11 protein-coding genes are annotated in these 11,375 nt (G+C 70.9%); 4 read left to right on the forward strand and 7 right to left on the reverse strand.

The window, feature by feature from the left end:
* Together ABD211_RS26920 and ABD211_RS26925 are read right to left on the reverse strand one after the other, a co-directional pair.
* A partial coding sequence (locus tag ABD211_RS26920; RefSeq protein WP_344137772.1) for a hypothetical protein occupies window positions 1-532 on the reverse strand: 532 nt, incomplete at its 3' end.
* Window positions 533-596: 64 nt separating this feature from the next.
* Window positions 597-1,616 carry a lactonase family protein gene (locus tag ABD211_RS26925; protein ID WP_344137775.1) on the reverse strand — a complete coding sequence of 340 codons (1,020 nt, stop codon included), beginning with the start codon at window positions 1,614-1,616 and terminating at the stop codon, window positions 597-599.
* A 116-nt stretch (window positions 1,617-1,732) separates the two neighbouring features.
* Between ABD211_RS26925 and ABD211_RS26930 the strand changes: the two genes are divergently transcribed.
* Together ABD211_RS26930 and ABD211_RS26935 are read left to right on the forward strand one after the other, a co-directional pair.
* Window positions 1,733-3,622 (forward strand): DUF1800 domain-containing protein, encoded by a 1,890-nt coding sequence (locus ABD211_RS26930; protein WP_344137778.1) that lies wholly within the window; start codon window positions 1,733-1,735, stop codon window positions 3,620-3,622.
* A gap of 4 nt (window positions 3,623-3,626) precedes the next feature.
* Window positions 3,627-4,970, forward strand: a complete 1,344-nt coding sequence (locus ABD211_RS26935; RefSeq protein WP_344137781.1) for a DUF1501 domain-containing protein — start codon at window positions 3,627-3,629, stop codon at window positions 4,968-4,970.
* Window positions 4,971-4,974: 4 nt separating this feature from the next.
* Here ABD211_RS26935 and ABD211_RS26940 read toward each other — a convergent pair whose 3' ends face one another.
* The 5 genes from ABD211_RS26940 to ABD211_RS26960 all read right to left on the reverse strand — a co-directional run bounded on the left by ABD211_RS26940 (window position 4,975) and on the right by ABD211_RS26960 (window position 10,771).
* Window positions 4,975-5,655, reverse strand: coding sequence for a hypothetical protein (locus ABD211_RS26940; protein WP_344137784.1), 681 nt, complete (start codon window positions 5,653-5,655; stop codon window positions 4,975-4,977).
* 19 nt (window positions 5,656-5,674) lie between these two features.
* On the reverse strand, window positions 5,675-6,355 hold the full coding sequence (locus tag ABD211_RS26945; protein WP_344137787.1) for a hypothetical protein: 681 nt from the start codon (window positions 6,353-6,355) through the stop codon (window positions 5,675-5,677).
* A 42-nt stretch (window positions 6,356-6,397) separates the two neighbouring features.
* Window positions 6,398-7,177 (reverse strand): hypothetical protein, encoded by a 780-nt coding sequence (locus tag ABD211_RS26950; RefSeq protein ID WP_344137790.1) that lies wholly within the window; start codon window positions 7,175-7,177, stop codon window positions 6,398-6,400.
* A 223-nt stretch (window positions 7,178-7,400) separates the two neighbouring features.
* On the reverse strand, window positions 7,401-10,127 hold the full coding sequence (locus ABD211_RS26955; protein ID WP_344137793.1) for an AAA family ATPase: 2,727 nt from the start codon (window positions 10,125-10,127) through the stop codon (window positions 7,401-7,403).
* Window positions 10,124-10,771: a DcrB/PsbP domain-containing protein gene (locus ABD211_RS26960; RefSeq protein WP_344137796.1), complete on the reverse strand. Its 648-nt coding sequence runs from the start codon at window positions 10,769-10,771 to the stop codon at window positions 10,124-10,126. The genes ABD211_RS26955 and ABD211_RS26960 overlap by 4 nt, the downstream gene beginning before the upstream one ends.
* A 166-nt stretch (window positions 10,772-10,937) precedes the next feature.
* Here ABD211_RS26960 and ABD211_RS26965 point away from each other — a divergent pair, with 166 nt between their 5' ends.
* Window positions 10,938-11,069: a hypothetical protein gene (locus tag ABD211_RS26965; protein ID WP_344137799.1), complete on the forward strand. Its 132-nt coding sequence runs from the start codon at window positions 10,938-10,940 to the stop codon at window positions 11,067-11,069.
* 71 nt (window positions 11,070-11,140) lie between these two features.
* On the forward strand, window positions 11,141-11,375 hold a 235-nt coding region (locus ABD211_RS26970; RefSeq protein ID WP_344137802.1), incomplete at its 3' end, for a hypothetical protein.

The following is an 11,375-nucleotide window of genomic DNA, read 5'->3' on the forward strand; positions in this document are numbered from 1 at the left end:
CGGCGCCGCGCCGCCCGGCGGCGGGGTCGGGCTGGAAGATCAGGGGCGTGGCGACCTCGACGGTCACGCCGGCACCGAGCACCACGCCGCCGTCCAGGCGCAGGCGCGGGTCGGCGTCGCCGGCCGACGGCAGGGCGAGGCGCAGGGTGGCGACCGGGCCCGGGATGAGCCGGTCGACGGAGGTGATGGCGTCGACACCGGAGAGCTTCACGACGCCGCCCTCGGTCTCGGCCGTCACGGCGGCGGCCTTGTGCACGAGCACGGCGACCCGTCCGTCGGCGACCGGCCCGGCGACGGCGCACGCGGGGTAGTCGCCGTCCTCGTCGGACGCGAGCAGCGCCGAGACCCGGCGCACCAGCGCGTTGCCGTCGCCGCCGTTGCCGGCGACGGCCGCGAGCGCGGCGAGCAGGTCCTCCACTCCGGCGCCGTAGTCCTCGCAGACCAGGACGAGGGACTCGGCCCGGGCGATCACGCCGGGCCCGGACAGCGGCCGCACGACAACGTCGGCCGAATCGACTCCGATCGGGTTCATCCGCACCGCCCAAGGATCAAGGGTCGGGGTTACCGGCGTCAACTTGACGCCGCCCGCCACGAGCTCAGCTCATCACATGGACACAAGTGGGGCTAGGCACGTGACGCACGCAACCCGTGGGGGCGGGCAGACCCGTGGCGGCGTCCAGCCGGAACACGACAACCGTGTGTGACCGCTCGTTGGCCACGTAGAGCAGGTCGCCCGCGCGGGTGACCTGCCGCGGCCACGACCCACCCGTGCCGACCTCGCCGACGAGGGTGGGGTGGCCGTCACGCAGCGCGAACGTCGCGATGGTGTCGGGACCGCGACTCGCCACGTAGAGGAACCGGCCGTCCGCCGAGAGCAGAATCTCCGACAGGGCGCCCTTGTCCGTGCCGGCGGCGACCCGGTCGTGCTCGCGCCACGCGCCCGTCGCGGCGTCCGCCGCGAACACGGTGACCGACGCGTCGAGCTCGCCGCACACATACACATAGCCGTCCGCGGCGACGAGATGCCGCGGTCCGGTGCCGGGTCGCACCGGGATGCTGTCCACTTCGGTGGGTACGCCGTCGGCGAGGCGCAGCGCGTACACCGCGTCGCCGCCCAGGTCCACGACCCGCAGCAGCCCGTCGGGTTCGATGACGATCTCGTGCGCGTGCGGGCCGGCCTGCCGTTCGGCGTCGACCTTGGAGCCCGCGCCGAGGACGTGGTGGGCGGTGCGGCCGGCGAGCGCGCCGTCCGGGCCCAGCCGGTGGACGGTGACGCTGCCGTCGCCGTAGTTGGCGGTGAGCAGGTGGCGCCCGTCGGGGGTGACCGCGAGGTGGCAGGGCAGCGACCCGCCGGTGAGGTCGTGGCCGAGCGGGGTGAGGCCCAGGTCGTCGCCGATGACGAACGCCGCGACCGCGCCGACCTCCCGCTCGTCGACGGCGTACAGCACGGACAGCGACGGGTGCGTCACCAGATAGGACGGAGCCGGGGTCGTCGCGACAGTGACCGGCTCCTCCAGCTCGCCGGTGCGCAGGTCGCGGCGGGCGAGCATGATGCCCGTCCCCTCACCGCCCGCACCCGTCGTGTAGCAGCCGACATACACGTGGCCCGTACTCACAAGATCACCCTACCCGGTTGACATTGAGCGCACACCGAGGAACCGCTAAGGTCGCTAACTAGCTCAGCAGTCATTTCAGCGACAGTCACCGACAGTGACGGAAGGCGCTCCCCCTCATGGCTGGCCAGCGAAGCACGGACACGGCGCCGCCATCGGGCGACGCGCCCCTCATCGACCTCATCTTCCCTAATCGGGACGCGCCGCGCCAACAGTCCTTCGAGCCCACCGCCGCGCAGTTCGAACAGTTCGCCGGGTTCGGGCCGGACGAGCGTGACGCGTTCCGCCACCGCCGCGTCACCAGGGTCTCGCGCTGGCTGGGTCGCGGCCGCAAGGCGCGCACCGTGCGCACCGCCGCGCCGGTGCGCGCGGTGCGGGGGCGCCGCCGGGTGCTGCTGCGCCTGGGCGGCAGCGCCGTCGCCGTGGCGGGCGTCGCCGGGGCGGCCGTCGCCGTCAGGACCGTCTACACCTCGCTCACCGCGGACGACACGCCGGCCGGCCCGCCGATCAGGGACGTCAACGCGCTGGCGGCCGGCGGCGTGGCCGACACGCTGGAGGAGGCGGCCCGCATCGCCGCGGCGGCGATCGCCGTGCAGCTCACCCCGCTCAGCCCGGAGCCGGCGCTGCACCTGCTCAAGCGCGCCACGTTCGGCCCGGTCCTGCCCGACCTGCTCGCCGTGCGGCAGCTGGGTCTCGACGCCTGGCTCGACCGCCAGCTCGACCCGAAGAACATCGCCGACCCCGAGGGCGACCGGGTCGCGGCGCTGTACCCCACGACGGGCATGTCGACCGCCCAGATCCGCGGCAAGGTCAAGCAGTACGCCTGGGACTCGATGTACGAGCTGGGCCACGCGACGCTGGCCCGGCAGATGTGGAGCAGCCGCCAGCTCTACGAGGTGATGGTCGACTTCTGGGCCAACCACCTCAACGTCACCAACCCGTTCGACGGCGGCTGGGACACCCGCGCGCCGTACGACAAGGACGTGATCCGCAAGCACGCGCTGGGCCGCTTCTCCAACATGCTGCACGACTCCGCCCGGCACCCGGCGATGCTGCGCTACCTCGACAACGCCAGCTCCGACCGGCGCAACGTCAACGAGAACTACGGCCGCGAGGTCCTGGAGCTGCACACCGTCGGCGTCGAGGCCAGGTACACCCAGAAGGACGTGCGGCACAGCGCGTACATCATGACCGGGCGCACCGTCGACGACCAGGGCAGGTTCCGGTACGAGAAATACCGGCACTGGACCGGCAAGGTGAAGGTGCTCGGCTTCACCCACAAGAACTCGTCGCAGTCCGGCGGGCTCGCGGTCGGCGACGCGTACCTGAACTATCTGGCCAAGCACCCGAAGACGGCCGAGCGCATCGCCCGCAAGCTCGCCATCCGGTTCGTCACCGACCGCCCGCCCAAGGAGCTGGTGGACCGGCTCGCCAAGGCGTACCTGGACAACGGCACCGCCATCGTGCCGGTGCTCAAGCTGCTGTTCCGGTCGATCGAGTTCTGGGTCGCCACCGGACTGAAGACCCGCCGGCCGCTGGAAAACCTGGTAGCCACGTCCCGGGTGCTCGGCGTGCGCCCGGGCACCGCGGCCAAGCAGACCCGCGAGGGCGTCGAGGGCCTGTACTGGCTCTCCGACCAGCTCGGCCACACCCCGCTGGGCTGGCTGCCCCCGGACGGGTACCCCGACGTGCAGACCCAGTGGAACTCGGCGCACGCCACGCTCGGTGTCTGGAACAGCCACCGGGCCCTGTCCGAGGGCTGGCACAAGGGCGTGAAGTACCCCGAGCCCGAGGAGCTGGTGGGCCTCAAGCCCAAGACCGTCGGCGAGTACGTCGACAAGCTGTCGCAGCGGCTGGTGTTCCAGAAGATGAGCCCCGCCCACCGCAAGGCGGTGCTGTCCTTCCTCGGCGCGAAGGAGACCACCAAGGTGAAGGACCTCAGCCTCGGCGGCAAGGCCAAGCTGCTCGTGCCGATGATCCTCGACTCCGTCTACCACGGGCTCCGGTGAGGTTATGAGCGATCTGAGGTGGCGTGGGAAGCATCGCGCAGAGCTGCGGCGACGCGGGCCGAACCTGGCCGAGGCGGCGCTGCGGGTGCGGGCCGAGCAGGTGTGCGAGGAGCTGACCGCGCAGAAGGACGCCTGGCGGCACGGGTTCACCCGGCGCCGGGTGCTGGCCGGCGCCGGCGCGGTCGGCGTCGCGGCCCTGGGCAGCCAGCTCGCCACGACCCGGGTCGCGTTCGCCGCCCCGGAGACCGTCACCCGTACCCTCGTGGTGGTCTTCCTGCGCGGCGGCCTGGACGGGCTGTCGGTGATCGTGCCCGCGGGCGACCGCAACTATCTCAACGCGCGGCCGAACATCGGCGTGCAGACCAGCCAGCTGTTGAAGGGCGACAACACGTTCGGGCTGCACCCGGCGCTCGCGCCGCTGGAGCCGTTCTGGAAGGCCGGCACGATGGCGGCGGTGCACGCGGTGCACAACCCCGACGCGAGCCGCAGCCACTTCCAGGCGCAGGACTGCCTCGAGCGCGGCTCCGCGTCGCAGGTGGTGCGCACCGGCTGGCTGGACCGCACCCTCGGGGCGATGGGTCCCGGCACCACGTTCCGGGCGATCGCCGAGGGCGGCTCCATGCCGCGCTCGCTCGTCGGCACCGAGCCGAAGCTGGTCCTCGACGGCGTCGAGGGGTTCCGCCTCTCCGGCCCCGACTACCTGCACGACAAGACCCTCAACGCGCTGCGCACGCTCTACACCGGCTTCGAGCACCCGGTCGTGCAGCAGGCGAAGGTCACGCTCGCCGCGCTGGACCAGGCCCGCAAGCTGGCCAACACGCCGTACCGGCCGGTGGCGCCCTACCCGCCGGGTGGGTTCGGCGACCAGCTGCGCGACGTGGCCCGGCTCATCAAGGCGGGCGTCGGGTTGCGCGTGGCCGCCGTCGAGATCGGCGGCTGGGACATGCACACCAACCTCGGCAACGTCGACGGCGGCGACATGCGCAACAACCTCACCGCGCTGGCCCAGGGCATGGGGGCGTTCGCGACCGACCTGGGCGACAAGCTGTCGGACGTGACGCTCGTGACGATGAGCGAGTTCGGCCGGCGGGTGGCGCAGAACGGCAACGCGGGCACCGACCACGGCCACGGCAGCCTCATGATGATGCTCGGCGGCGGCCTGGTCGGCGGGCAGGTGCACGGCAAGTGGCCGGGTCTCGCGCCGTCGGCGCTGGACAACGGCGACCTCGCGGGCGCCAACGACGTCCGCGACGTGCTGGGCGAGCTGCTGACGCGCCGCTTCAACGTCGGCGACGTCAAGAAGATCTTCCCGGAACACGACTTCAAGACCATCGGCGCGTTCCGCTGACGGGTCAGTCCCCGTCGGCGAACCCGCCGACCAGCTCCCCGACGAGGCCGCCGCGGGGGTCGTGTCGGACCTGACGGGCGCGCCGGTGCCGACGGCGGTGCCCGCGCCAGCCCGCCAGCAGGGCGATGAGGGTCCAGCCGGTGAGGCCCATGACGAGCGCGGTCACCTTCCCGGCGGGGTCGACCATTGACGCGTCCTCCAGCTCCACCACGCCGCGCGGATCGATCACCACCGTCAGGCGATCACCGGCCTTGTAGGGCGGGTAGTCGCCGCTGTACGTCAGCGGCTCCGCGAGCACGCTCACCTTGTCGCTGCCGAGCAGGTAGCTGTGCGATTTCCCGACGACCCGGTCAGCCAGAATCGTCACCTCGTGCCGCTCGCCGCGCTGCTGCAGAACCAGCTCGGGGGCCAGCTGCACGGAGCCGACCAGCACGAGGAAGGCCGGGAGCAGCGACAGGACCGACAGCCACGTCGCCCGGTGCAGCGCCCTGACCGCGACCACGAAGAGCAGACACAGCAGCACGCCGGTGGAGATGGCGACCCACGTCGCCCCGACCATGACGTAGCCGATCGCGGTGTTCAGCGCCACGAAGAGCGCGCCGAGCAGGACGACCAGTGCGGTTCTCAGCACTGACGTGCCGGCCGTGGGGGCAAGGGGGTGCTGTGGACCTGGTTCGGGGTGCATAGCGAAGATCGTATGCGGCTCAGTCGAGCAGTGCCGCCCCGCCGGCCGCCACCTCGCCGGCAGCGAGGAGGACGCCGCCGGCTGGAGCCGTGGCCCGGCGCTCGTGTCGGCGAACATGCCCCCGCCAGCCGGCCAGCATGGCGATGACGGTCCAGCCGATCAGGCCGACGACGAGCACGGCCACCTTGCCGTCCGGGTCGACGTCCCCGGCCGGCATGATCTCGATCACGCCCTGCGGGTCGACGACCACCGCCAGGCGGTCGCCAACCTGGTAGGGGGCCGTAGGGCCGGCGTACGTCAGCGGTTGGGCAAGCACACCCGCCTCGTCGCCGCGCACCGTGAAGGTGTGCTCGTTGTTGACGTACCGGTAGTCGAGGATGGTCACCTCGTGGCGGACGCCGCGCTGCTGCAGCGCCAGCTCCGGGGCGAGCTGGCTCGAGCCCACCATGACGAACAGGGCCGGCAGCAGGGACAGGATCGCCAGCCACCGGGCGCTGTGCAGCAACCCGACCGCGACCAGGAAGGACACGCACAGGAAGAAGCCGACGATGAAGGGGAGGAACGGCTCCCCGAGCCCCATCGTGGCGAACGTCAGCGCGGTGTTCCCCGCCGCCACGGCCGCACCGAGCAGGACGACCAAGGCCGTCCGCAGCGTCGACCTGCCCACCGAGGGCCCGCCAGAGGGATGACCGGTTACCACGGCGCACATGCTAACGACGCCCGTCCATCGGCGCGGTCCCTGTCACCTCCGGCGATGTCCGCGCCAGCCGGCCAGCACCGCGACGCCCGTCCAGCCGACGACGCCGAGGATGAGCAGAAGCAGCTTGCCGGCCGGGTCGACATCGGCGGCGGGTCGGAGCCCGACGATGTCCACGAGCACCGTCAGGCGGTCGCCGACCTGGTACGGAGGGTTCTTGCCGACATACTCCAGCGGCTCGGGAAGCACCTCCGCGTCGTCGCCGCGGAGCAGGAACGAATGCATGGTCTCGAACTCGACCTTGTGGTCGATGATCGTCACGACGTGACGCTCGCCGCGGTCGTCCATCCCCCGTTCGATGCCGAACTGCACCGAACCCACCACCACGAGAACAGCCGGGATGAGCGACAGCAGCGACAGCAACACCGTTCGGTCCACCTTCGCGACCGCGACCGCGAACAGCGCGCTGAACCCGACGCCGCTCAGGAACGCGAAGGTGTTCACCCCGGCGAGCACGTACGCGATCGCGGTGTTCAGCGCGGCGAACCCCAGGCCGTAACCGACCAGCCGCGCCGTTCGCAGCGCGGATGCGCGCGTCGACGCGGGCACACTGTCGTCCTGCAGGGTGAGTTGGTCGAACACGCCGTCGATGGTATCCGGCCGCGTCACTCCCCGCTGTCGACGGAAAACCGCCTGCAATCTTGGACCGGATGGGCGCTCTGGCACCCGCTCGACTCTCGCACTTTCTTGATCAAATGCCGATGCGCGGTCGTGACGAGTGGGCAGGCCGGAGTAGACCAACGTTTGGCCCATGACGCGCGTCATCGCGGTGCCAAGTTCCCCACATAACAGTCCAAACGTTGGCGTTCCGCGATGTGGGCGCCAGGTCGGCGTTCCGAACGCGAACCCGTGCCGTGATCAGAATCCCGTCGCCGACCCCGCAGGACCCGCCGGCGTTTGGACCGTTGCGCCTGGAACTCAGCGCGTAATTACCTGCGTAACGGTCCAAACGTCGGCTCGCTCCGGCCACGATCCACTCGGCGGTGCGTCAGTCGGCGCGGTTGAAGCGGTTGCGGATGCGGCGTAGCGCCGCGGCGAAGCGGCCGCGGGTGCCGTCGTCGGGCGGGGCGTCCGCGGCGGGCGGGTCGGGCAACGAGGCGCCGCCCATGGGCGGCAGGGTCCGTGGGGCGCTCGCGGGCGGGATGCTGAACTGCGCGGCCGGCGGCGGGCCGCTGACGGGTTCCGCGCCGTTCGGGTTGGGGCGCATCCACGGGCTGGCCTGCTGGGGAATCGGCGGCGCGTCCGGGGTGCCCGGTTCGCCGGGCGGGTCCGCGACCGCGACGGACTCGCCCGCCGGCGTGCTGGCGGCCGCCTGCCAACCGCCCTCGGCGGCGGCCAGCGGACCCGCCGCGAGGGCGAGTGCCGGCGCCGGCTCGGGCTCCGACGGCGCGGGGAGCTGCGGCATCGCGATCGTGAGCTGCGCGTGGCCGCGGTGGGCGGCCACCGCCGCGACGTGATAAGCCTCCAGACGCTCCGCCAGCTCCGGGTCCGCGTAGAAGCTGCCGTCCACGAGCGGGCCGGGGCGGCGCTCGATGACCGCCACCACGTCGTCGCCGGTCAGCGTCTTGTGCGTCTCCAGGGCGTGGGCCAGCGCCAGCACCTCGCGGCGGTTGGCCTTGAGGATCTCCGTGACGCGCTCCAGCATCTCGCCGAGCTTGTCCTCGATGCGGTCGGCGAGCGCGCTGCGCACCTTCGTCTCGTCCTCGCGCTCCTTGCGGGGCGCGCCGATGCCGCCGACCTCGAGCCGCTTCGCGGTGGAGTACGACGAGACGGTCGCGCCCATCCCCCAGTAACCCTCCATGTAGGAGGCCACCTGGGTGGCGGAGTCGAGGTCGCCGGAGACGCCCGACGACGAGTCCCCGTCGAAGAACATCCGCTCCCCCGCCAGCGAGGCGATCGACACCAGGATGTCCGCCTCGTACTCGGTGCGCCAGCGGGTGAACTGGTCCTCCGGCGGGATGCTGGCGACCATGCCGAGGTAGTCGCTGCCCTTCTCGATCGTCGCGATGTCGATCTCCATGTGCATGCGGGTGCGGTAGGCGACCACGGCGTGGCACGCCTCGTGCACCGCGACCGCGTGCCGCTCGCGCTCGATGTACTCGACGTCCTCGGGCGGGCCCAGCTCCTTGAGCTGCTTGGCCTTGATCACGTCGGCCCAGGTGATGACCTCGCGGCTGTCGCGGATCGCCGTCACCAGGGCCTCGTTGACCGTGTCCTTGATCGTCGCGCCGGTGGCGTACGGCGTGATGGTGGCCAGCTTGTCGATATTCTCGGCCGTCAGCTCGTGCCGGACCTTCTCGAAGTACCCCTCGTAGGTGCGGATGCGGCCGGCCTTGCTCGGGTACCCGACCTTGTAGATGCGGTCGATGCGGCCCGGCCGCAGCAGCGCCTGGTCCAGCGCCTCCGGCAGGTTGGTCGCCATCATGACCAGGATGCGGTACTTCGGCGGCGGCTTGGGCCGCATGCCGAGCAGCCGGCGCACGTACCGGTTGACGAAGCCGCGCGGCTTCTTCAGGCCGGACAGCTCGGTGAGCAGCGCCTCCAGGGTGCCCATCCCGCCGCCACCCATCCCCATGTTGCCCATGACGACCCGCACGCGGGAACCGCCGCGCGGCTCGGCCGGCGCCGACGCCGCGAACCGGTCGCGGTTGAGCCGCCACTGGCTGTCGGCGGACAGGTAGGACATGCCGTGGCAGCCCGCGTCCGCCCACGGCGCGGGCCGCATGCCGCGCGGGAAGCCGGGCCCGCCCTGGGCGAGCGCGCCGCGGTTGCCGAGCGAGTCTGCCTCGTCGAAGAAGACGATCACCCCGCCGTAGCGCAGGGCGAGCTTGCGCAGCTTGCGGAACAGGCCCTTGACCTTGAGTACGCCGACGCCGAAGAACATGTTGATGAAGGCGCCCGGGTCGACGAACACGTACGGCCGGCCGGTCTCGCCCGCGACCGCCTCCGCCATCAGGGTCTTGCCCGTGCCGGGTGGGCCCCAGAGCAGGATGCCGCCGGGCACGTACCCGCCCCGTGACTCGATCGCCTCGGGCTTCTCCAGGTACAGGATGTTCTCCTTGACCCGTTCCAGCACGTGGTCCTGGCCCCAGACGTCGGTGAACCGGGTCTTGATGTCATCGGGGTAGTAGACCTCGACGCCGCCCCGGGACAGGAACCAGAAGATCGCCACGAACTGACCGACGGCGATGAACAGAATAAAAATCATCTGGACGAAGAACGGCAGCACCGACCAGAGGAGCGCCGGCGCCTGGAAGAGCGCGAGAATGGGCGAGGTCTTGAGAATCGCGCCGGCGATAACCGCGATGATCGCGATCCAGATGGCCCATTTGATGATCCGCGCGAGCCGGAAACGCGTCCAGTCGCTGAATCGGCGGTGGGTGGTCCGCTCAAATCCGCCGAAGATCCGGTGGGTCCAGAAATGGTGGTAGGCGGCCGAGCGCTCGCTGATCAGGTAATGGGTCTGCCGGAGCAGCTCCACCCCCACCAGGACGTACCACCAGATGTACTGCGACCACTGTTCGCGCACCGCGTCGACGAACGGCAGCAGCGGGTTGTCGGCCATGGCCGCCCAGATGAGCGCCAGCTTGAGCACGATGAACAGCACCAGGAACTTGATCCGGTCCCACGGGCGCAGCGGCTTGCGCGTCGGACGCGGCGGCGCGGGCGGGACCTCGCCGGGCGGTCTCAGGCCGGTGTCTGTCGCGGTCGTCATGGCTTGCTCCTCACCGTGAAGGAGGTGGCGACGGCGTCGATCTCCGCGGCGCGCTCCTTGTAGCAGCGCGAGGAGCAGCGGATGACCAGCATGTAGTAGATGCTCGCGTCGTTGTTGACGAACGTCGTCTGGTCGAAGGTGTGCAACACCCCGTTGGGCAGCTCGTAGTTGTATACGACCCGCACACCCCGCACGCCGTCCGACGGGGTCAGCACCTCGTCGACCATCAGCTCGAAGCCGGGCAGCAGGGTGCCGGCCTCCAGCGCGCTCGCGCGGGCGCTGTCGGACACGGGCAGGAAAAGGTTGCGCAGCGCGTCGAAGGACACGAGGTTGGCCTGCTCCTCGGTGAGGTGCATGACCTTCGCGTACGCGATGGGATGGTGCGTCGAGGCGAGGCTGAACAGGTGGGCCGCGGTGGGCTTCTCGTCGGCGTCGTACGCCACCGCCCAGGTCATCTTCTTGCGCAACTGGGCGCTGGCCGAATCGGGATTCTCGGCCTGGGTCATGTAGTCCAGGCCCGCCTGGTCCACCTTCTGCCACGACGCCGGCACCCGGAAGTACGTCTTTTCGGCGGAGTTCTTTACGTACGTGTAATCCGGCGCGCCGCACGCGGCTATTCCGGCCGCGACCATCGCGATTGCCATGACGGCAACTGCCCGTCGGATCATCGGCAGATACGCGCGAACCATATGCAGCCCCCCAACGGTCGGGCTTGCTTTCATGGAATTATCACGCGACATTCAGGTAACGAACAGGCCTCGATCGGATCCTTTTCACAGTGGGTCAAGGGGATGGTGTAAAAGTGGTGGCGTGCGCATAATCCACTCAGCGGCCGAGGCAGCGACGGACGACATTCCCGGGGTGGTCCTCGTCGGCGTCGTCGTCGGCGGGCTGCTGCTGTTGGCCGCGATCCGGGCCATGTTCGGCGGGCGCCGCAAATAACCCTCACCTCGGCACAATCTCCGCACGTCAGGCGCATAATCCAGGTGTCGGACGGGGGCTGGAGGTGTGGCATGACCACCATCGCGGAGCCGGGGCGGCCACTGTTCGGCGGGACGGTGACGGCGGCGTCATCGGTCGCGGCCCCGACATCGGCGCCCGCGCCACCGCGCGAACCCACGGTCTTCCGGCCTGTCCGGGGCGGCCGCGTCCTGCTCGGGCTGGCGGTCCTCGCCGGTGAGCGACTACGCGCCGGGTCGCCCACGCCGCGCGTGGTGGCGACCGCCGTGGGCCTGGTCGAGCAGGCCG

It is taken from the genome of Luedemannella flava (assembly GCF_039528515.1).
GTDB lineage: Bacteria > Actinomycetota > Actinomycetes > Mycobacteriales > Micromonosporaceae > Luedemannella > Luedemannella flava.

Excerpts from the sequence above, each read along its gene's own strand:
- ABD211_RS26935 (WP_344137781.1), top strand. The coding sequence starts at position 3,627 with ATGAGCGATCTGAGGTGGCGTGGGAAGCATCGCGCAGAGCTGCGGCGA.
- ABD211_RS26955 (WP_344137793.1), bottom strand. The coding sequence starts at position 10,127 with ATGACGACCGCGACAGACACCGGCCTGAGACCGCCCGGCGAGGTCCCG.
- ABD211_RS26950 (WP_344137790.1), bottom strand. The coding sequence starts at position 7,177 with ATGACGCGCGTCATGGGCCAAACGTTGGTCTACTCCGGCCTGCCCACT.
- ABD211_RS26960 (WP_344137796.1), bottom strand. The coding sequence starts at position 10,771 with ATGGCAATCGCGATGGTCGCGGCCGGAATAGCCGCGTGCGGCGCGCCG.
- ABD211_RS26940 (WP_344137784.1), bottom strand. The coding sequence starts at position 5,655 with ATGCACCCCGAACCAGGTCCACAGCACCCCCTTGCCCCCACGGCCGGC.
- ABD211_RS26930 (WP_344137778.1), top strand. The coding sequence starts at position 1,733 with ATGGCTGGCCAGCGAAGCACGGACACGGCGCCGCCATCGGGCGACGCG.